Genomic DNA, 20,626 nt, shown 5'->3' on the forward strand with positions numbered 1-20,626 from the left:
CTAATTTGTTAAGAGGCGGAAACGCCCTGAAACAGGAGGACAAGCAATGAGGATTACTCCGCTGGATATAAGAAGACAGGAATTCAAAAAGAGTATGCGCGGATTCGACCCGGATGAAGTAAGCGCCTTTTTAAATACTGTTGCCGAAGAATATGAAGCGGCTCTCAATGACAATAAAGGCCTCCGTGAGCACATTGTCAATCTTAAGGCGAGAGTGGATGAATTTAAATCTATGGAAACAAATCTTCGCAACACACTCCTGACCGCCCAGCAGTTGACGTCGGACGCGAAAGAGAACGCCAGGCATGAAGCCGGGCTCATTTTAAGAGAGGCTGAAGTTGAGGCTGAAAAGGCATCTGAGAACATACGTTCCCATACGAGGCAGCTTCGCAGGGAAATACTTGAACTTAAGAAACAGAAGGACAACTACCTTACAAGGCTTAAGACACTTATAGAGAACCACCGCGAGATGATCAATGGGTTCGAAGATGATTTTGCCCAGTCCGATCAGGAGATTGAAAATCTGGAATCAAGAATAAAGGAAGATTCAAGAAAGAGCGTCCAGCACCGGAGAATGAGCCGGGAAAAGATAACCGAGAAATTTTCACGTAAACTCGAAGAGAAGCGGGTTGAGGAAGAAAACACCGAGCCTCGAGGAGAAGAAGCCGAAGGAAAAAGCGCGCCGCAAGGCCCCCTGGGCGCGGGGGAAAAAGATGACCTTTCGCCGCGAACCTCCGATGAAGAAAGATCTTTGCAATCTTCTGCTGAAGCTGATTTCTCCAACCCCGAAAACCCAGCCGCGGAGGCAGACGGGGACATGGATATAATAGAGGCCCGTTTGAATAATTTAAACAGGGATGAATTTCAGCAGAATAGTGATGAAGCTGATTCTGCTGAGAATGAGGATGTGGAGGGGGAAAACTCCGAAAGTGATCAATGGGATAATTATGAGGTAAGGAAGAAGGAAACGGACTGGAAGAATTATGAGATTTCCTCCGAGGATAATTCGGCGGAGGATGGTGTTGAAGAAGCCCTTTCAGGATTAACAGAGGAATCGGGTCAGAGTGAGCACGAAAGCGCCGGAAGAGATGATAAGGAGGGGCTGTCCGCCTACGCGGAGGAAGAATCAGCTGAGGCGGAATCCGGCGTGGACGAGACTCGGGACAACCCTCAAGGTCAAGGGCGGCAACAATCTGAAGGATATGAAATGAAACAGGAAAGCAAAGAGACAGGAGAAGAAAATAGCGGCGAGCAACCTGAAAACGGATTGAATTCTGAAGAAGAAGCGGATGAGGATGGTACCTGGTCAATGGACCGCTTGAAAGAGAATGTTACGAATATTGGAAAACAGGACAGTTGATAAGGTTCTGCCGGTTTTCAGCCGGCTGATACAAGGCAAACTATAAAATGTCAGGGTATTACCTCAGGGATTGAGCTTACCAGAGTTCAATCCCTTATGTTAAAAGGGTTTTCCGGCAGTGAAATCTTTTATATATTTCAGATAAACCTTGCCGGATAATACAATAATATGTATAAGAGGTAGTTGAGTGCGAAGGGGATATTGGAATCAGGATTGAATGAGTCCGGGTTTTTTTGATAGAGGCTTTTAGTCAGCCCGGGTTGAGAAGGAAAGGGCAATATATGTCGTGTCTGTATGACGATATCAGAAAAGCTGTTTCATACATTAGGAAACAAGTAAAAACACGTCCGGCATACGGGCTGATTCTCGGCAGCGGCCTTGGCGGACTTGCCGGCAAGATAGATGTCAGCGCAAAGATACCATACGGCGAGATTCCCGGATTTTCCGTTTCGACTGTGGAGGGTCTTCACGCGGGCAATTTGATAATAGGCAAACTGTCAGGGAAGCGGGTTGTGGCTATGGAGGGGAGGGTTCATTACTATGAGGGATACTCTATGAAGGAGATAACATTTCCAATTAGAGTGATGAAGGCTCTGGGGGTAAACTCCCTGATATTAACTTCCGCGGTAGGCGCCATGAACCCTCAACTTACGCCGGGGTCACTGGTTGTGCTGACAGATCATATAAACCTGATGGGGGATAATCCCCTTATCGGCCCGAACGATGAGAGGCTGGGTCCCCGTTTCCCTGATATGAGCATGCCCTATAACAGGAATTACATCTCGAGAATCGAGAAAGTGGGGCTGGACCTGAAGATCCCCTTAAAGAGGGGGGTTCTTGCCGCCGTGGCGGGACCAAATCTTGAAACAGCGGCTGAATACCGTTTTCTGAGGCGCGTGGGCGCTGATATAGTGGGAATGTCTATAGTCCCCGAGAATATTGTGGCGGTACATGCAGGGATGAAAGTGCTTGGGATATCGATCGTTACCGATCAAGCTCTTCCTGACTGTCTTGAACCTGTTGATATAAAAGAGATAGTAAGAGTGGCAAAAAAGGGCGAGAAAAAATTGTGCAAACTGGTCAGAGAATTTCTAAGAAGGTTTTGAGTATTTCTCCTGTTAACATTATATTCCTTAGAGGAAATGTCGTATAGGTTACAGATGGAGCAAATGAAGTGAAAGAGAAAGAGAAGAAAAATATATACAGAGATCTGCCCCCTCTTGCCAAACCCGCCGAGGCTGAAGCGGAAGTGTTGAAATATTGGGATGATTACGGGATATTTGGCAGAAGTCTCGAGAAGCGTTCTCCGGAAAATCCTTTTGTGTTCTATGAAGGGCCTCCCACGGCTAATGGGAGACCCGGGGTTCATCATGCTATGTCAAGGACAATCAAAGATACGATCTGCAGATTTAAAACAATGCGGGGATACAGGGTTGAAAGAAAAGCGGGGTGGGATACACACGGACTTCCGGTTGAGATAGAGGTTGAAAAAAAGTTGGGCCTTGACGGCAAAGAACAGATTGAAGAGCACGGAGTCGAGGATTTTAACAGGGAATGCCGGAAGAGTATATTTAAGTATCTGGATGAATGGCACGAGTTCACACGCATGCTCGGTTTCTGGCTTGATCTTGACAACCCTTATGTTACATGTACGAATGAATATATAGAATCGGTGTGGTGGATTCTTAAGCAATTCTGGAATAAGAATTTACTTTATGAAGGACATAAAATTGTTCCCTATTGTTCCCGTTGCGGAACTTCACTCTCAAGCCACGAAGTCTCGCAGGGATACAAAGAAGTAAAAGATCCTTCAATTTATTTCAAGCTCCCCCTCAAAGACGAGGAGGCGAGCTTTCTTGTCTGGACCACGACTCCATGGACTCTGCTTTCCAATGTGGCTCTCGCGGTCGGTCCTGAATATAAATATGTAAAAGTAAAGTCTAATGGAGAAATCCTTATACTTGCCGAAGCTCTAACGGCTGTCTTAGGAGATGAATTTGAGGTTCTTGACAGGTTCGACGGAAAAGAGCTTGTAGGCAAAGAGTACAAACCCTGCTTCCCCTATTTTGAAGACGCCAAGGGCGCGTTCAGGGTAATAGCGGGGGATTTTGTGACTCTCGCCGACGGTACGGGAATAGTTCATATCGCGCCCGCTTTCGGTGAGGATGACTATAAAGTAGGAGAGGCTGAAAATCTGCCCTTTGTTCAGCCTGTTGATAAGAAGGGGAGATTTACTGAGGATATCGAGCCCTGGCCCGGCGTCTTTGTAAAAGATTGCGACCCCGAAATTATTGCTGATCTTAACAAGCGGGGGATACTCTACAGGAGCGGAGAGATTGAGCATTCATATCCGTTCTGCTGGAGGTGTGATTCCCCACTTCTTTACTACGGCAGGCGCTCATGGTATATCAAGACTACTGCCTTTAAGGACAAGCTGATTGAAGCCAATTCTAAAATAGAATGGTTCCCCCCTGAAGTAGGAGAGAACAGATTTGCCAGATGGCTTGAGGGGAATGTCGATTGGGCTTTAAGCCGTGAACGCTACTGGGGCACGCCCCTTAATATCTGGATATGTAATTCGTGCGGAGAGAAGTTCTGCCCCGCAGGTGTGGAGGAATTAAAAGAGGTCAGCGGGAATTTTCCCGAAGACTACGATCTCCATAAGCCTTTTGTTGATGAGCTGGATGTCTCGTGCCCCCAGTGCGGCGCAAGCATGAAGAGGGTTCCGGACGTTATCGATTGCTGGTTTGATTCAGGCGCGATGCCGTTCGCGCAGCATCATTACCCTTTTGAAAACAAGGATGTTTTTGAGAATCAGTATCCAGCGGAATTTATCAGCGAAGGTGTTGACCAGTCGCGCGGATGGTTCTATTCACTTCTCGTAATAGGGGTATTTTTGAAAAAAGAAAGTCCATACCGCAGATGTCTGCCCCATGGAATGGTTCTCGACGCCAATGGCCGGAAGATGAGCAAAAGCCGGGGGAACGCGGTTTTCGCGCGCGACGCTCTGAACACTTACGGCGCCGACGCTCTAAGGTGGTTTCTTATGACATCGGGAGCTCCTCATCTCGCAAAGCGCTTTGATACGGATTCCCTTAAGGACTCGGCCAACAGATTTATCGGCACATTCAAGAATCTTTACAGCTTTTTCGCGATGTACGCGAGACTTGACGGTTTTGTTCCAGCCGGAGAAATCGAAAGTGATAATTTAATAGATAAATGGCTTCTTTCCGTATATAACTCTACGATAAAGGAAGTTACAGAAGCTCTGGACGCTTATGACATTAACCGGGCAGGCAGAAAGTTATCGGTTTTCGCTGTTGACCAGCTCAGCAACTGGTATTTAAGACGCTGCCGCAGAAGATTCTGGAAGAACGAAATGAGCGGTGATAAAAGGGCGGCTTATGAAACATATTATATGGTTCTCAGTGGATTGACCAGGCTTATGGCCCCGATTGTACCTTTTATAAGCGAGTCTGTTTATCTGAGACTCAACAGCTACAGGGAGGAAGAAGAGGGGAATCTCAGTGTTCATCTGCAGGATTATCCTGAATATGACGAAGAGATGATTGACGGAGAGCTTGAAAGAAAAATGCGGGAAGTTCTTCAGGTTGTAATAGCCGGCAGGGCGGCCAGGAACAAAGCGGGAATAAAGGTCAGAACACCCCTTTCTGAACTCCTTGTATCTAATGCCTCTTCCGGAAGGGTTGATTGGCTGGATGATCAGGGGTATACATCTCTGGTTCATGATGAGCTCAACGTTAAAAAGATATCATACGCGGAGAGTGCCGATGACTACATTCTTCTTACTGCCAAACCGGAATATTCCTTGCTCGGAAAGAGGTTTGGTAAAAAGATAAAGGAAGTATCCCGGGTTATTGAAGAATTGCCAAGCGCTAAGCTTAAGGCTCTCGAATCTGACGGAGAGATATTTATCGATATTGAAGGGAAGAGAGAAAAATTTATATCCGAGGAAATCAAAATATCCAGGAAGACCATCGAAAACTTCGAAGTGGAAGAAGAATCCGATATGACGGTTGTTCTTAACACTGAATTAACCCCCGAACTGATTAGAGAGGGGATAGCCAGAGACTTAGTGAACAGAATTCAGAATCTGAGGAAGGACTCGGATTTTGAAATAAGCGATAGAATAGTTTTATCCCACGAATCTGATGAGGAAATTGAAGAGGTCTTTGCTGAATTCGACGATTATATCCGAAGTGAAACTTTAACTGAGTCTATTTCCAGGGGTAAAAAGGATTGGCCTTTTACCGCGGAGTTCGAACTTAATGACTTAAGCGTTAAAATCTGGACGAAACTTACCTGACATGCTCAGGTGGAAGGAGAATCGCAGATGCCTTCAAAAAAGAGAAAAAAGTATAATAAAAAAGAACTTGAAAAATTCAGAAAGGATATAATTGCTGAGCGGGACAGGATCATAGAAGAGCTTGACCGGATCAACGAATTGATAACTTCTTCAGCGGAAGACGAGGGAGCCAAAAAGACATATTCGAACCATTTGGCGGATCAGGGAACAGACGGCATGGAGAAGGAGAAGCTGTATTCCTATGCCAGCCAGAAAGACTCTTATTTGAGGGCCTTAAACGAAGCTATGGAGAGGCTGGAGAGAGGGATCTACGGCAAATGTGATATATGCGGGGATTTGATTCCCAAGAGAAGACTGAATGTGGTTCCTTCGGCGAGGTTATGCATTACGTGCAAAAGTGATCAGGAGAGCGGACGGAAGGAACGATAAATAGATGCTGTATTTTACGGTTGCCGCCCTTGTTGTTATCCTCGATCAGACTACCAAGAGGATTGTTCTTGAAACATGCTCAAGGGGGGGCGGCAGGGAATTGATAGGAAACTTCCTCAGGGTAAGATTGAGCTACAATCCCGGCGCGATACTGGGTGTGCTTTCAGGTTCGAGAGTTCTCCTTTTGACTGTTACAATAATTTCTATTATAGCGCTTATCTTCTTCGCGTATAAGATGAGATACGCCCCGGTCATTAAACGTTTTTCTCTGGGACTTATTCTCGGAGGCGCGTTCGGCAACCTCATTGACAGAGTGGCCTCCGGGAGTGTAGTTGATTTTCTCGACATGGGGATAGGCAAGTACCGGTGGCCCACATATAATATAGCGGACGCCGCTGTAACTGTCGGGGCGATTATACTGATTTCAGGGTTTATTCTATCTTCTGATTCTTCCAGTGAAGAAGAAAGTGAAAATCCTCATTAATTCATACGCGCTTTTCTTGTAATATCAAAGATGTTTACCGGCGGCGATTTTGGAAAAGATAACCGTTATGAAGTTCAACGAGAAAGCATTGCCGTCTCAGGGTTGTCATGAGTAAAAGAATCTATGAATTTGTTGTCGACGAGAAAAGTTCGGATGAAAGACTTGATCGGTATCTCGGAAAACAGATCGAGGAGCTGTCCAGATCAAGGCTTAAGAAGGCGATAAAATCCGGAGAGGTTTTTGTCGACGGCCGTGAAGTGAGAAAAGCCGCGTACAGAGTCACAGGCGGCGAAAAAATTTTTCTTGAGTTTACTCCTCCTTCGCCCATGGAAGCCTTCCCCGAAGATATTCCTCTCAGCATTGTTTATGAAGATAAAAGTCTTTTGGTTCTGGATAAACCCGCCGGGCTTGTCGTGCATCCGGCTCCGGGGCATCGAAGCGGCACTCTTGTTAACGCTTTATTGTATCACTGTAATGATCTCTCGGGGATTGGAGGAGTACTGCGCCCCGGTATTGTTCACAGACTTGATAAAAACACTTCGGGGCTACTCGTTGTAGCCAAAAATGACGAGATTCATCATTCTCTCTCCCGGCAGCTTATGGAGAGGACTGTTTCAAGAGTATATCACGCGATAGTGTGGGGCAGAATGCCCCGCGGTGAAGGGGTAATTGATTTTCCTATAGGCAGATCAAGACGTAACAGGAAGAAGATGGCGGTGTTAAAATCGGGCGGCAGGGATGCTGTGACAAGCTACAATGTTATGGACACTTATCAGCCTTTCCAGTATATTGAAGTAAAGCTCGGTACGGGAAGAACCCATCAGATAAGGGTGCATTTTTCCTATTACGGAAGACCGGTTCTCGGGGACCCTGATTATGGGGGCAGGAAACTGCGGAAAAGGAGTCTGTCCGACAGGGAAAGGGAAATTGCTCTGAAGGCGCTTTCTGTTATTGACAGGCAGGCTCTTCATGCCGCCGAATTGTCATTTTATCATCCGATTGCCGAAAGGAAGATGAGTTTCAAGACAGCCCTTCCGGATGATTTTGAATCGGTATTGTCGGTAATAAGGGAGGATGATGAAATATAAAACAAGAGAAAGCAGCGGGGTTGTGATCGTAGAGTTATCCGGAAAGCTTATGGGCGGCTCCGATTCGGCAAAATTCAGAGATCTTATATATGATCTTTTGGAGAAAGGCAAAAAAAATATTGTAATTGACCTTGGAAAGGTTTCATGGGTAAACAGCGCGGGTGTGGGGATTCTTATTTCGGGCTATACGACGATGCGGAAACATCAGGGTGATTTAAAATTGCTTAACGTTTCGAACAAGATAAAGAGCCTTCTTTATGTGACTAAATTGAATTTAATATTTGAATCTTTTGAAGATGAAACCAAAGTTATTCAAAGCTATTTTGAAAATTGATTTGAAGGGGGGCAATTTGTGGCTGAATCTATAATGATGGAATTCCCGAGCAAGTACGAATATCTCAATCTGATCAATATTATTTGCGGAGAAATAGCGGATGATATGCAGCTTGAATCAAGTGTGGCGGATGAGGTTGCGATTTCAGTGATAGAGGCGTGCACGAATGCTCTGGAACACGGCAACAAATCCTCTCCCGAGAAATGTATACGGATTGTTATCAACCGTCACCCGGACAGGATTGTTGTGGAAGTATATGATAGGGGAGACGGGTTTGATTATAAAGAGTATTTGGAACATATTCCCGACCCTTCAAATATTCAGGAAACGCGCGGGAGGGGAATTTTTATTATGAAAGAAATGATGGATAATCTGTCTTTTGAGTTTGTAAAGGACAGAGGGATGAAAGTGACCCTTGAGAAGAGGTTAAACGGATCAAAGAAAAAGTAATTTCCGGATATACTCTTTTTACGCGAGTTCCAGTATTTTAAGCGTGAACAAACCACAGCGGATAAAAAGTTAAGTTCCTAAGTGCAAAATTATATTATCCGGAGTAAAAAATAGCGGTTTAGAGCCGTTTTGGGAGTTTATGATGGCTGCTTCTTCATTTCTCGCTTCATTATATTTTATATGCGGGGCAGTAATTTTCTTTGTGGCGATTACAATTCTCCGTTATTCAGCAAGGGATATTGTTGGTTGGGCCACAGTTCTGGTTCTCTTTTTCTCCGGCACAGGCCCCCTTCTCAGCGCGCTGGGAGTCATCCTTAAAAGCAATCTTAACGAGGGAGCTTTTCTCTTCAAAAGTCTTATTGACAGCTTCGATTACACCTGGGAATTTTTCTTTCCGTCATTAGTTCTTTTCGCGCTTGTTTATCCCGCCAAGCATAAACTATGGAAGTATATCAGGAAGGTTTCGATCATTCTGTTCCTGCCGCATCTCTTCCACTTGATTCTGGTAATATTCCTGATAGACAGAATAAATCCATCTGATTCTTTTTCATTCTTGAAGGATGTCTCATTTTTGCCGGATACCTTAAGTTCATATCTCGGTGAAGCAGCTAATCTTCTCGGAGTCTTTACCGGAATGCTTTTTAAAGTACATACCAAACTTTTTTCTGTCGTAAATATTTCTTACGCGGCTTTTTCAATGATTCTGCTGAGCCGTTCCCGAAAGCTTAAACTTACTCCAAGAGCTATCAGGCAGACGTGGTTTGTAATCGCCGGACTCGGAGTCTGTGTGGTTACCTATTCTGTTGCCAGATTCATCCCTGTTTTCTGGGGATATGGGGCCAGCGCCGGGCTGAGTGTTGCTTTAATCAACGCGTCTCTCATAATCGGGGGAGGCACAATAGCCTATGTTGTTGTGCGGTACAAGTTTCTTGATATTAAGTTGATCGCCCGGAAGGGAATATTCGTTGGCGGAGTCACAGCTGTTATAGTCTCTACTTATCTTATTATCATAAAACAGCTTGTATCCTTTATTAGAGGATTTTCAGATATAAGTATAGAAGTGCTGGAGATTGGCCTGATAGTTATTTTCATAATCATCTTTCAACCCGTTCTGGTAAGGATAGAAGACTGGGTTGAAAATATATCGATCGGGGAGGGGAAGAATCCGAGGGAAAGAATAAAGGCGCTCAGCAGTGAGCTGCTTTCAATAGTTAATATCGACAGTATGAAGAAGACAATCAAAGAAACTCTCTCGGATCTGTTTGAGGTCAGGAATCAGGAGATAATCCTCAGAGATGAAATTTATTCTCTTGTTCGCGGGGAGGATTTCGAAAAAATGGAATCCATCTTTGAGGTAGCGGGCGAGCCGATGGGAAAGCTCGATTTTATCGAATCAATGGGATTTGAAAGACCGAAGAGAAGGGGGTTTCTGCCTCCATCGGAAAGAGATATCGCGGTTTCCGTTAATAATCTTCCCCGGGGGATAAAATGGCTAGCCGGCTTTGAGGTTATAGTTCCCGTTATGAGAAGTGGAAAGTGTTCAGCTTTGATTCTGCTTGGGAAACATGAGCAGAGGGGGCATTATTCGGCAGGGGAGATCATGCTGCTTTCGATGCTTTCCACCCAGATAGCGGCTGTTTTTTCAAGGGTCGAACTCCTTGAAGAAGTTATTGAGAAAAGGGTTATGGAAGAAGAATTGAGTATCGCCCGTAATATTCAGCAAAATCTTCTTCCGTCTCGCGCTCCGGAACTTGAAGGATATGAGGCTTCAGCGGTGAGTATTTCCAGCAAACAGGTAGGGGGAGATTATTTTGATTATATAACCCGTGACGATCTGTTTGCTTTCGCGGTGGCGGATGTCGCCGGTAAAGGCGTCCCCGCCTCTCTGCTTATGGCTTCGATGCAGGCAAGCCTGAGGTCTATGAAGGACAGGATAGAGGATCCCGTAAAGGTTGTAAGCAGTCTTAATAATGTTATGTGTGATATTACCGCTGACGATAAATTCGCCACACTTTTTTACGGATGTGTTAATCTTAGCAGGAACAAACTGCTCTACAGCAATGCCGGTCATTTCTTCCCGGTTATTATGAGAGCGGACGGTAAAATTGAAGAGCTGGATTACAGCGGGCTTATTCTCGGAGTTCAGCCTGAGTTTGAATACAGGAATCTGAAACTGAAATTTAAACCGGGCGATACGCTGATAGTTTCAACCGACGGAGTTCTGGAAGCTGAAAATGAAGACGGCGAATTTTACGGTGAAAAGAGGATGAGAGTATTTCTTTCCGAGCTCGCGGGCAGAGGCGCTGACGAGATAAGAGATTCTATAATAAGAGACGTGGGAAAATTCTCGGCCGGCAGTAAAGAAAGAGACGATACGACGATTCTGGTGCTTAAGAGGAACTGACGGAAGAATGCCCCGAAACCGTAAAGAAGATCCGCCCCGCGTACTGGGACTTGACCCGGGCGGGAAAAGAACCGGAATCGCCCTAAGCGATCCGCTGGGTATAACAGCGCAGGGACTTGAAACATTTGTTGATAGTTCGAAGATGGGTTTGCCGGAATATGTAGAGAAACTGGCGGGGGAATATAATATTAAAACTGTTGTAATCGGAATGCCACTCTCTATGAGCGGAAAAGAAATAGAGGGGACGGGAAGATCGAGGGCGCTGGCTTCTTCTATAAAAGAGAGAATAGACGCTGAGATTGTTTTTGTCGACGAGAGAATGACAAGCCTTGAATCTGAAAGGCTTCTGAGGCGGGAGGGCAGAGTGCGGGATAAAGGAAATATAGATAAAATATCGGCCGTTCTTATTCTGCAGAGCTATCTTGACGGAGTTGATAGAATATGAAAAAAATTCTGACTATTGGGGCCGCCGCTGCTGTTGTTATGATATTTGTGTCGTTATTATATACAGCGGCCCTGTATTTCGATAGCGAGACTCAGAGCGGAGAGAAAGGTGTGGTTGTAAGAGTTCATCCAGGCGAGGCCCTTTACGATATTCAGGCTAAGCTGGAAAAAAAAGGGGTTCTTGAGCATTCAACTATTTTCCGATGGGCCGCATATCTTAAAAGAAAAGAGAAAGATATTAAGGCCGGGGAATATCTCTTCAAGCGCGGCGAAAGCGTAAGAGCCGTTCTAAGTAAGCTTTCAAGAGGAATTGTTGAATATAAACGTATTGTCGTACCCGAAGGCTTTATGGTCAAGGAGATCGCCTCGCTTCTATACAGTAAGGCCGGGATTGATTCCTCCGCTTTCGAAAGCGCGGTAAGAGACGATTTATTTATAGAGAAACTTGGATTTGAAGCTGAATCCCTCGAAGGGTATCTCTTCCCGGACACCTATCTGATATCCTGGCCCTATACAGCGAGAGAAATAGCCGCGCAGATGGTAGAGCGGTTTAAGACCGTATATTCTGAAGAAATCACAGAAAGAGCAGATTCACTTTCAATGACCATGCACGAGATTGTAACCCTCGCATCGATCGTCCAGGCGGAAGCTATGCTGAAGTCAGAGATGCCCCGGATATCAGCTGTGTATCATAACAGATTGGAGAAGGGGATGAAACTTGAAGCGGATCCCACCGTTGCCTACGCTCTGGGCGGGGTAAGACGGAAACTCTGGTATAATGATCTGAAGGTTAAATCGCCTTACAACACGTACATTCATAAAGGGCTTCCGCCCGGTCCTGTCTGCAGCCCGGGAAGGGCCGCTTTAGCCGCCGCCGCGTACCCGGCAGAAGACTGCGGGGATTACTATTTTGTAGCAGACGGCAAGGGCGGGCATATATTCAGCAGAACTCACGCCGAACATAACAGAGCAAAGAGAAGGGTTAAGTCGGAAAATAAGAAGAGTGGCAGATGATGGTTGCGGAAACTGAAGAGAAAGTTAAAAAGCTCACCGAAACAATAGCGGAATATCCTCTTAAAGTTGCCGTAGCTTTCTCAGGCGGAGTTGACTCAGCGTTCCTTCTCAGTGTGGCGAGCGAGATTCTTGGTAGTGATCTATTCGCGGTTACGGTCAACGCCGGGTTTGTTCCCGGGCGGGACATAGATCACGCGGAGTCTGTCGCTGAAGCGCTCGGCGTTTCACACGAGATTATATATGTTGATTTTAAGGAGATAGATAATTTTACCGATAATCCTCCGGACCGGTGCTATTACTGCAAAAGGGCTATTTTTGCAAAGCTGAAAGAATTTGCCGGAGCGCAAGGGGCTGAAACTGTCATTGAAGCTACAAACGCGGATGACCTGGAAGATTACCGGCCGGGGATCAGGGCTCTTTCCGAGCTGGATGTTAAAAGCCCCCTTATTGAGGCCCGGTTCAGCAAGAATGAAATCCGGAATCTCTCTAAGGAACGAGGTGTTCCCGGCTGGGACAGACCTGCCGACGCGTGTCTTGCCACAAGAATAGAGACAGGACAGCAAGTTACCGAGAGTAAGCTTGAGCAGATAGAAGAAGCCGAAAAATATCTGAAATCCCTTGGATTCTCGCTCTGCAGAGTAAGGCATCACGGCGCGCTTGCGCGTATTGAAGTTAGCCCGGATAAGATCGGTAATATTTTACACTCTGCCGTCCGCCGCGGAATAGATAAGCGTTTCAGAGAGCTTGGGTTTATATATGTAACGGTGGATATGGAAGGATATAAAAAAGGGAGTATGAATAAATTATAAAATAGAGTAGTATTAAAGCCGGTGCCTTGAAACGAATATCTTGACAATAGAAGGCAGGTTAATATCATTTAAAGAGTAGCGAATTTGGGCAAATACGATAAAAGAGGAGTTCAAGGTTGGATTTAATAAGAAAATATAAGAGTGTGATTATGATTCTGGGATTGATATCGATAGTCAGCGGGTACATCTTTCTGGCAAATAATTCAACCTCACTTGCTCCGGTACTGCTGGTTCTCGGATATTGTATCCTTGTACCAATCTCGCTTCTGTAGCATACCCGATTGTGGGCGATTAGCTCAGCTGGTCAGAGCACCTGCCTTACAAGCAGGGGGCCACTGGTTCAAGTCCAGTATCGCCCACCATTTATTTCCTTATATTACAATAAGATAGAGCTTGCAGGCCTTATGTAGTGATGGTGTGTTTTTTACAATGTCAACACATTGCAAGGTTAAAGGAGGATTATGCAACTTCTTATACCAGCAGATATACGCTAAGCCTACAGGCTTGGCCTCCGGCACATTCGGTAAAGCCGAATGGCGCAAACCTGCGAAATGGTTATATGAAATAGCGCGCAGAAGTATACAATTGCTTGAGCTGAAATTATGAATAGGGTATGATGATTTTTTATAAGAAAGGGACTCAGCATTTGTTTTATAACCAGGGATGCAATTAATGCGAAAGTTTTGTATTTTATCTGTAATTGTTTTTATTGTATCTCTTTCAGTGCTTAACTGCAGTGAAGATGAAGTGACCAGCCCTGATAATGGAGGCAATGATCCGACGGTTAATATAATCAGTCCGTCAGATGGCGAATCATTTGTAGAAGGTGCTACCATTACTTTCACTGGAACAGGGGAAGATTTTGAGGGGAACGTTTTACCGGACAGCGCACTTATCTGGACATCGGATATTGATGATACCATAGGAACCGGTACATCATTTGATAACGATAGTCTTTCTATGGGTGATCATGTAATAACGCTTACGGGCATTGACACTGATGGAAGAACCGGTTCGGAGAGCATAACGATAGAAGTGACTATGCCGGAAGGTTTTGTATTGATCCCAGCTGACACCTTCACGATGGGCAGCCCGGCTGATGAGCCCTCTAGAAGCAGTAACGAGACTCAGCATGCAGTGACCCTGACAAATGATTACTACATGTCTGAGACGGAGATAACAAACCAGCAGTATGCCGATATGGCACAGTGGGCGTATGATAACGGTCACTGCACGGCTACGAGCTTAAGTCTGCAGGATAACCTGGATGGTTCGATGGTGGAACTTCTTGACATGGGCGACAGTGACTGTGAAATTTCTTTCAGCGGCGGCACATTCACCGTTGATTCCGGCAAAGAGGATCATCCAGTTCTGGAAGTATCCTGGTTCGGGGCTGTCAGCTACTGCGATTGGCTGAGCATGAAGGCAGGGCTAACGAGTGCTTATAACCACAGCAGCTGGGAGTGTAACGGACATGATCCCTACAATGCTGAAGGGTACCACCTTCCGACAGAGGCGGAGTGGGAGTATGCGTGCCGAGCAGGGACTCAAACTCCGTTTAATACGGGCAATTGTCTTGATGCTGGGACAGAGGCGAACTATGACGGTCGCTATCCCTATTCTGGCTGTCCCTCCGGACCTTACGAAGTATGGACTGTGCCAGTGGGCAGTTATCCAGCCAATAGCTTTGGTCTGTATGACATGCACGGAAATGTATTGGAGTGGTGCAACGACTGGTATGGAAGCTACAGCGGAGATGAGACGGACCCTGTTGGCCCCGCTTTTGGAAGTTCTCGCGTTCTTCGCGGCGGCGGTTGGGGCATCTATGCACACTACTGCCGTTCAGCGCTCCGCGCCGGGACCACCCCGTCGGGCACGCACTACAGCTTCGGTTTTCGTGTTTGCCGCGCGGTGTTTGCCCGCTAGTCTCCATGGGTCCCTTGGATTCTTGGACACTTGGACCTTGGAATTTTTTTTGGGGGGTGCGCTACTTCGATATAACAAGAGCATTTCCGCATCGGAGCGAAGCGCGGCTGCCCTGCGGGAGATCCTGTCGGATGTCTCGGGGATGCCTTAAATGTTATCCGGCATGCTTTATTAATAAATTGTCAGAGCTAAATGGCCATAGTGAGAGGAAGAACAATGAAAAATGCAGCAGTTATTATTTGTATTATTGTTCTATGCTTTGTTGCTCAGAATGTTCTAGCACATTGTGAGATACCATGTGGTATTTATGATGATGGGATGAGAATAAAATTAATACGAGAGCATATCGCTACAATCGAGAAATCGATGAAGATGATAACTGATCTTACAAGTGTAGAGGAAAAGAATTATAACCAGATAGTACGATGGATTAATAATAAAGAAAATCATTCGAACGAACTCCAGCATATTGTAACTCAATATTTTATGACTCAAAGAATAAGCCCGATGTCGAATGATAAACCAGAAGACAGAGAAGAAGGCTTAAATAAGCTAGCTTTGTTACATTCATTGCTTGTTTCTGCCATGAAAGCAAAGCAATCAATTGATTTAAAACATATTGCGGACATGAGGGCGATTGTGGATAAATTTGAAAAGTTGTATTTCAAGGATTAGTAAAGCACGCAGTATATCAAATCTGTTCGCGGCTGCGCGTTGGCACCCGGGCTGTAGGAGCCTCAAATTGCCAATGCGGGGAATTTTATTTAGTTTGATTTCAAATAATAAACTTTAATAACTGCAACTTAGATAGATGGTTGCGGCGTTATCGGGATAATCTTATAAGAATCGATAGATGGTGAACCCGAAACAGTTATTCCTTTGATATATCCCTTCCGATTATCTTTTCTACGTCGTCTATCTTCCCTGTTAAACGGCCGGTTGCCCCTTTTCTGTCATCAATAGTGATAGATGTAAGAACTCTGCCGGCCTTTTCTTTCATCAGGTTGTGGCAGTCCATGATCAAAGACATGACTTCTTCCTGAGGTCCTTCAACCGTTGTGTGCATAGCGCCCATACGGTAATCCAGACCCGATTCGTCGATCAGTGAAATAATTTCAGCAACGTATTTACTAAGACTTTCTCCAACTCCCACAGGTGCCACAGAAAAACTGGCAAGCATATTTCTTCTCCCTTTTGTATGTTTAGCTGTGCCTTAATAAAAAGCTTTTCATTTTAATTAATAACAGCACTGCGCCATTTTTTCCATTATCTTTTCCTTGGGGGTTCTTTCTGTAAAGACCGCCGTATAAGTTGTCCTTTTTGAACCTTTAGTATGTCAGGCTCAACTGCCGGCAAAGCTATAGTCCCCCCGGCAGACGAATCTCTTTGACCAGGACTTCCCTCGAAAATTACCCTGTTATTTAGCTAAGCACAATTTATTAAGTCAGTTATTAATAATAACAAGTGGAAGATGAAAACCAGTAAACTTCAGACAAATATGTTCTCCCTTTAAAAAAAATCGGGGAAAAGGAACTCAGAATTAATATATATTGACATTGTAATGATTTCAATGTTATAATGTTTTCAATAATTCCTGGGAGAATAAATTCGTCAGTACCGCCCATGAGGCGGTGCATAACCTTAATTGAGGGGAGTTCACAATGAAACGTTACCTGCTTATCGCTATGGGACTCGTATTCGCTGTCACCTTCATATCCTGCTCCGAGACCTCAACCAGTCCGGAAGATTACAGCTCACTGAAAGAGTTGGATTCTATGGATGAAAGCGTTGAAATCACGGGAAGAATGAATGAAGGCGCGATGAAGCGCCAGATGAACGGCATGAAAGGCAAGGCTCTTCCTCCCGGCGGCATGACCATCGCCGAAATCGCGGAGGATGCCGGCTTCACCCTGCTGCTTGCGGCCGTAGGGTACATAGCCGAGATGAATCCCGACAGCCCGCTCATTGCGGGACTGCTCAACAACGACCAGTATACCGTGTTCGCGCCGACCGATGATGCGTTCCTTAACCTGGTCGCCGCGGTCGAAGATCTGCTCGATCCGGACATCCTCGCTGAAGAGGGTCCGTTCGCGGCGATAGATGATCTGCTCGGCGCCGGAACGATAGAGGCAGTGGTAAGTTACCACGTTACAGAAGGTCGCCGCGCCTCCAACAGCGTAGTTCCGCGTAGGCATGACAGGACCATCATGACCCTGCTAGAGGGAGCGACATTCTCAGTGTCTACCGACGCTATGATCACAGCGGTCGGCAACACCGCCTACATTGTCACCCCTAACATCTCCGCCAGCAACGGCATCATCCACGTGATAGACGCCGTAATACTGCCGGTGGACCTCGGTCTGTAGACTATTTGGGTGATATTTCACAACAAGGGCCGGGTCCCGCGTGGACTTCGGCCCTTGTCATTGATTCAGAAAATAATTAAACCATAAAATATGTCACAACATCTGCCGCTTTACTTATAAACTAAGGGCTATGGCTGTGCTTATAGTCTCATCGTCAGGGGAGAACGTCCCTGGAAGCAGGGTGCAGGTCAGCTATGAGGGGACTGAAGCCGGCAAAAAAATTTTCGGTATCCCTGACTGCTTGACTCGATCTCGAAGTTGGTATAGCATGAAGGGCTAACGTGTTTAACGTACGTTTATGATTGGAGCAGTTAAATTCAGTATGTTTTCTGATCGTCATAGTAAGAGATAGGCCACGTTGTTTTTAAGAGTTCATAATCAGTAAAGGAGAAGACATGTTTTACATTGAAACATACAGGGATCGAAGAAATGGACTTAAAAAGAAGGTGGAATCGGGGATTATTCTTCTGCCGGGAAATAATGATGCGCCGATGAATTATACCGCTAACACATACCATTTCCGTCAGGACAGCTCTTTTCTCTACTATTTCGGAATAGATGAGCCTGGCCTTACGGGGATTATTGATATTGATAATGATGAAGAATTTATATTCGGTGATGATGTTGCCATCGAGGATATTATCTGGACCGGACCTCTTCCGAAGCTTGCCGGCAAAGCTAAAAAGGCGGGTGTAGAGAAGACAAGACCGTCATCTGAATTGAAGGATACTATACGAGGTTATATCAAAAATGACAGAAAAATTCATTATCTGCCTCAGTACCGCGCGGAGACAGTTCTGCGGATTGAAGAGCTGACGGGGATAGAGCATTCGTCCGTTAATAATTTGAGCAGCGAAGAGCTGGCAAAGGCCGTTATTTCCCAGCGGTCAATTAAAACTGAAGAAGAGATAAAAGAGATAGAAAAGGCTCTGGATATCAGTTATCAGATGTATACCACCGCGATGAGTTTGATCAGCCCGGGAATCTACGAACATCAGGTCTGCGGAAAGGTTCATGGAGTAGTGCTCGCGAACAACAGCCATTTGTCTTTTCCCTTTATCTTTTCTGTTCACGGCGAAACACTTCATAATCATTCCTATAATAATATTATGGAGGAGGGAGATTTAGTACTTATGGATTCAGGCGCCGAATCCCCTCTCCATTACGCGAGCGATATAACAAGAACGATGCCCGTAACCGGTAAATTTACAGGCAAACAGAAGGATATATACAATATTGTACTCAAGGCTCAGCTTGACGCGATTGAAATGATGAAGCCCGGGGTTCTAAACAGGGATTGTCATTTAAGGGCGGCTAAGACTATCACGGAAAACCTCAAAGAACTGGGGTTGATGAAAGGTGATCCTGATGAAGCCGTAGCGGCGGGCGCCCACGCTTTGTTTCTACCTCACGGCCTCGGACATATGATGGGCCTGGATGTTCACGACATGGAAGGGCTTAATGAAGATCTCGTCGGGTATGACGAGAATGTTCGCAGAAGCAAGCAGTTTGGATTGAGCGCGCTTAGACTCGGAAGGGAGCTTCGGCCGGGATTTGTGCTTACCGCCGAGCCGGGAATATACTTTATTCCGGAATTGATCGACCGCTGGAGGGAAGAAAATAAACTGGAGGAATTCATCAATTATGATGAGGTTGAAAAGTACCGTGGTTTCGGCGGTATCCGGATTGAAGATGATGTTCTTATAACCGGAAGCGGCCATAAGATCCTCGGCGAGCCTATAGCAAAAACTGTAGAGGATGTTGAAAGCTGGTGCGCTAGGTAGAGATAGCTCTGCTGAAACTCAAGCTGCCGTGCAGTTCCGCGGGACATTTATGACGGTCCTGTATCGCTAGAGGCGTTTATCCTCCCCTTGGAGGCGGTTTATATCTAATGCCGCAAGGTACACCTGATATTACTTGGCGCTGTAAAGCTCGATTATCTTAAGAATCACTTCGACAGCTTTCTCCATAGATCTGACCGGAACGTATTCAAATCTGCTGTGGAAATTATGTCCTCCCGCGAATATATTTGGCGTGGGAAGTCCCATGTAGGATAATCTGGCTCCGTCGGTGCCTCCTCTTATGGGCGCCTTAATAGGTTTTATTCCGGAATCGATCATGGCTTTTTCGGCTGCCTCTACTATATGCATAACAGGTTCGAGTTTCTCCCTCATGTTGAGATACTGTTCTTCGAGCTGCACATCTACTCTTCCTTCACCATGTTTTTGATTGAGGAAGTCTCCGATTCCGCGGGCGAGATCTTTTTTCGCTTCAAATTTCTCCATATCATGGTCTCTTACGAGATAGGAGAGTTTTGTTTCTTCCACGTCGCCCGAAACACTGATAAGGTGGAAGAACCCCTCCCTTTTTTCCGTATAGAAAGGTGTTTGTTCCACGGGAAGCATAGAGTTGTATTCCATCGCGATCAGCGAGGAGTTGATCATTCTGTTCTTAGCGTATCCAGGGTGAATATTGCGTCCCTTGACTGTAATTACAGCCTTGGCGGCATTGAAATTTTCGAATTCGAGTTCACCGAGTTTTCCTCCGTCAAGTGTGTAGGCAAAATCAGCACCGAACTTTTTAACGTCGAAATGATCCGTGCCCTTTCCTATTTCCTCATCCGGCGTAAAAGCTATTTTGATAGTGCCGTGTTTGATATCGGGATTTCTGACAAGGTGTTCCGCTGCGGTCATGATCTCGGCGATTCCCGCCTTATCATCAGCGCCGAGAAGGGTCGTTCCGTCAGATGTAATCAGGGTATCGCCTATATAATTCTTAAGCTCCGGAAAGCTGTCGGGAGAAAGAACGATATTTTCCTTCTTGTTTAAGACGATATCCTTTCCGTCGTAGTTTTCAACGATCTTTGGTTTTACTCCTTCGCCTGAAACATCAGGGCTTGTATCGAGGTGGGCTAAAAAGCCTATAACGGGAATCTTTTTGTCCAGATTGGCTTCGAGCGTGGCGGTCACGTAGCAGTGCTTGTCAACGCCGACATCTTTCAGCCCCAGGTCTTTAAGCTGAGCGGCAAGTTTTTCGGCCAGATCAAACTGAACCTTTGTACTGGGGCTTTCTTCGGATCCTTCCTCGGATGTTGTGTTGATCTTTACATATTCAAGAAATTTGTTTACTAAATCTGACATTTTTATCCTTTCATATTAAACGGCAAAACGGTTCTTTAAGAACGCGGCCCG

19 protein-coding genes and 1 tRNA gene are annotated in these 20,626 nt (G+C 45.6%); 18 read left to right on the top strand and 2 right to left on the bottom strand.

Features of this window, described 5'->3' with window-relative positions:
* Nucleotides 1–46 precede the first annotated feature (46 nt).
* From U5O15_00105 to U5O15_00180, 16 genes are all read left to right on the top strand, one after another.
* Nucleotides 47–1,360, top strand: coding sequence for a DivIVA domain-containing protein (locus U5O15_00105; protein ID MDZ7859065.1), 1,314 nt, complete (start codon nt 47–49; stop codon nt 1,358–1,360).
* A 281-nt stretch (nt 1,361–1,641) separates the two neighbouring features.
* Nucleotides 1,642–2,466 (top strand): purine-nucleoside phosphorylase, encoded by an 825-nt coding sequence (locus U5O15_00110; protein ID MDZ7859066.1) that lies wholly within the window; start codon nt 1,642–1,644, stop codon nt 2,464–2,466.
* A gap of 68 nt (nt 2,467–2,534) precedes the next feature.
* On the top strand, nt 2,535–5,687 hold the full coding sequence (gene ileS, locus U5O15_00115; protein MDZ7859067.1) for an isoleucine--tRNA ligase: 3,153 nt from the start codon (nt 2,535–2,537) through the stop codon (nt 5,685–5,687).
* Between the two features lie 27 nt (nt 5,688–5,714).
* The gene (locus U5O15_00120; GenBank protein ID MDZ7859068.1) at nt 5,715–6,116 is read left to right on the top strand and encodes a TraR/DksA family transcriptional regulator; all 402 of its coding nucleotides are present in this window, start codon (nt 5,715–5,717) and stop codon (nt 6,114–6,116) included.
* Nucleotides 6,117–6,120: 4 nt separating this feature from the next.
* The gene (gene lspA, locus U5O15_00125; protein MDZ7859069.1) at nt 6,121–6,600 is read left to right on the top strand and encodes a signal peptidase II; all 480 of its coding nucleotides are present in this window, start codon (nt 6,121–6,123) and stop codon (nt 6,598–6,600) included.
* A 107-nt stretch (nt 6,601–6,707) separates the two neighbouring features.
* Nucleotides 6,708–7,688: an RluA family pseudouridine synthase gene (locus tag U5O15_00130; protein ID MDZ7859070.1), complete on the top strand. Its 981-nt coding sequence runs from the start codon at nt 6,708–6,710 to the stop codon at nt 7,686–7,688.
* Nucleotides 7,678–8,022, top strand: coding sequence for an STAS domain-containing protein (locus U5O15_00135; GenBank protein ID MDZ7859071.1), 345 nt, complete (start codon nt 7,678–7,680; stop codon nt 8,020–8,022). Before U5O15_00130 ends, U5O15_00135 begins: the two co-directional genes overlap by 11 nt.
* A gap of 18 nt (nt 8,023–8,040) precedes the next feature.
* Nucleotides 8,041–8,472 (top strand): ATP-binding protein, encoded by a 432-nt coding sequence (locus tag U5O15_00140; GenBank protein MDZ7859072.1) that lies wholly within the window; start codon nt 8,041–8,043, stop codon nt 8,470–8,472.
* 142 nt (nt 8,473–8,614) lie between these two features.
* Nucleotides 8,615–10,876: a GAF domain-containing SpoIIE family protein phosphatase gene (locus tag U5O15_00145; GenBank protein MDZ7859073.1), complete on the top strand. Its 2,262-nt coding sequence runs from the start codon at nt 8,615–8,617 to the stop codon at nt 10,874–10,876.
* Nucleotides 10,877–10,883: 7 nt separating this feature from the next.
* Nucleotides 10,884–11,321 (top strand): Holliday junction resolvase RuvX, encoded by a 438-nt coding sequence (gene ruvX, locus U5O15_00150; protein ID MDZ7859074.1) that lies wholly within the window; start codon nt 10,884–10,886, stop codon nt 11,319–11,321.
* Nucleotides 11,318–12,334: an endolytic transglycosylase MltG gene (gene mltG / locus U5O15_00155; GenBank protein MDZ7859075.1), complete on the top strand. Its 1,017-nt coding sequence runs from the start codon at nt 11,318–11,320 to the stop codon at nt 12,332–12,334. The genes ruvX and mltG overlap by 4 nt, the downstream gene beginning before the upstream one ends.
* The gene (gene larE / locus U5O15_00160) at nt 12,331–13,143 is read left to right on the top strand and encodes an ATP-dependent sacrificial sulfur transferase LarE (GenBank protein ID MDZ7859076.1); all 813 of its coding nucleotides are present in this window, start codon (nt 12,331–12,333) and stop codon (nt 13,141–13,143) included. Before mltG ends, larE begins: the two co-directional genes overlap by 4 nt.
* A gap of 116 nt (nt 13,144–13,259) precedes the next feature.
* Complete coding sequence (locus tag U5O15_00165; GenBank protein MDZ7859077.1) at nt 13,260–13,415, top strand: hypothetical protein; 156 nt, start codon at nt 13,260–13,262, stop codon at nt 13,413–13,415.
* A gap of 13 nt (nt 13,416–13,428) precedes the next feature.
* Nucleotides 13,429–13,505, top strand: a tRNA-Val gene (locus tag U5O15_00170).
* A 310-nt stretch (nt 13,506–13,815) separates the two neighbouring features.
* Entirely contained in the window at nt 13,816–15,069 is a 1,254-nt protein-coding gene (locus U5O15_00175; GenBank protein ID MDZ7859078.1) for an SUMF1/EgtB/PvdO family nonheme iron enzyme, read from the top strand.
* 216 nt (nt 15,070–15,285) lie between these two features.
* Entirely contained in the window at nt 15,286–15,744 is a 459-nt protein-coding gene (locus U5O15_00180; GenBank protein ID MDZ7859079.1) for a superoxide dismutase [Ni], read from the top strand.
* A 196-nt stretch (nt 15,745–15,940) separates the two neighbouring features.
* On the opposite strand, the gene U5O15_00185 is transcribed toward U5O15_00180, so the two are convergent.
* Complete coding sequence (locus U5O15_00185) at nt 15,941–16,249, bottom strand: MTH1187 family thiamine-binding protein (protein ID MDZ7859080.1); 309 nt, start codon at nt 16,247–16,249, stop codon at nt 15,941–15,943.
* Between the two features lie 481 nt (nt 16,250–16,730).
* On the opposite strand from U5O15_00185, the gene U5O15_00190 reads away from it, so the two are divergent.
* Both U5O15_00190 and U5O15_00195 read left to right on the top strand, forming a co-directional pair.
* Entirely contained in the window at nt 16,731–17,435 is a 705-nt protein-coding gene (locus tag U5O15_00190) for a fasciclin domain-containing protein (protein MDZ7859081.1), read from the top strand.
* A gap of 395 nt (nt 17,436–17,830) precedes the next feature.
* Entirely contained in the window at nt 17,831–19,219 is a 1,389-nt protein-coding gene (locus U5O15_00195) for an aminopeptidase P family protein (GenBank protein ID MDZ7859082.1), read from the top strand.
* 129 nt (nt 19,220–19,348) lie between these two features.
* Here the strand turns inward: U5O15_00195 and pepT are convergent, their stop codons facing one another.
* Nucleotides 19,349–20,575 (bottom strand): peptidase T, encoded by a 1,227-nt coding sequence (gene pepT, locus U5O15_00200; protein ID MDZ7859083.1) that lies wholly within the window; start codon nt 20,573–20,575, stop codon nt 19,349–19,351.
* Nucleotides 20,576–20,626 lie beyond the last annotated feature (51 nt).

It is taken from the genome of Candidatus Krumholzibacteriota bacterium (genome assembly GCA_034520215.1).
Taxonomy (GTDB): domain Bacteria; phylum Krumholzibacteriota; class Krumholzibacteriia; order Krumholzibacteriales; family WJIX01; genus JAGHBT01.

Excerpts from the sequence above, each read along its gene's own strand:
- larE (MDZ7859076.1), top strand. The coding sequence starts at position 12,331 with ATGATGGTTGCGGAAACTGAAGAGAAAGTTAAAAAGCTCACCGAAACA.
- U5O15_00135 (MDZ7859071.1), top strand. The coding sequence starts at position 7,678 with ATGAAATATAAAACAAGAGAAAGCAGCGGGGTTGTGATCGTAGAGTTA.
- U5O15_00195 (MDZ7859082.1), top strand. The coding sequence starts at position 17,831 with ATGTTTTACATTGAAACATACAGGGATCGAAGAAATGGACTTAAAAAG.
- lspA (MDZ7859069.1), top strand. The coding sequence starts at position 6,121 with ATGCTGTATTTTACGGTTGCCGCCCTTGTTGTTATCCTCGATCAGACT.
- U5O15_00175 (MDZ7859078.1), top strand. The coding sequence starts at position 13,816 with ATGCGAAAGTTTTGTATTTTATCTGTAATTGTTTTTATTGTATCTCTT.
- U5O15_00110 (MDZ7859066.1), top strand. The coding sequence starts at position 1,642 with ATGTCGTGTCTGTATGACGATATCAGAAAAGCTGTTTCATACATTAGG.
- U5O15_00105 (MDZ7859065.1), top strand. The coding sequence starts at position 47 with ATGAGGATTACTCCGCTGGATATAAGAAGACAGGAATTCAAAAAGAGT.
- ruvX (MDZ7859074.1), top strand. The coding sequence starts at position 10,884 with ATGCCCCGAAACCGTAAAGAAGATCCGCCCCGCGTACTGGGACTTGAC.
- U5O15_00145 (MDZ7859073.1), top strand. The coding sequence starts at position 8,615 with ATGGCTGCTTCTTCATTTCTCGCTTCATTATATTTTATATGCGGGGCA.
- U5O15_00130 (MDZ7859070.1), top strand. The coding sequence starts at position 6,708 with ATGAGTAAAAGAATCTATGAATTTGTTGTCGACGAGAAAAGTTCGGAT.
- U5O15_00185 (MDZ7859080.1), bottom strand. The coding sequence starts at position 16,249 with ATGCTTGCCAGTTTTTCTGTGGCACCTGTGGGAGTTGGAGAAAGTCTT.
- U5O15_00120 (MDZ7859068.1), top strand. The coding sequence starts at position 5,715 with ATGCCTTCAAAAAAGAGAAAAAAGTATAATAAAAAAGAACTTGAAAAA.
- mltG (MDZ7859075.1), top strand. The coding sequence starts at position 11,318 with ATGAAAAAAATTCTGACTATTGGGGCCGCCGCTGCTGTTGTTATGATA.
- pepT (MDZ7859083.1), bottom strand. The coding sequence starts at position 20,575 with ATGTCAGATTTAGTAAACAAATTTCTTGAATATGTAAAGATCAACACA.
- U5O15_00190 (MDZ7859081.1), top strand. The coding sequence starts at position 16,731 with ATGAAACGTTACCTGCTTATCGCTATGGGACTCGTATTCGCTGTCACC.
- U5O15_00180 (MDZ7859079.1), top strand. The coding sequence starts at position 15,286 with ATGAAAAATGCAGCAGTTATTATTTGTATTATTGTTCTATGCTTTGTT.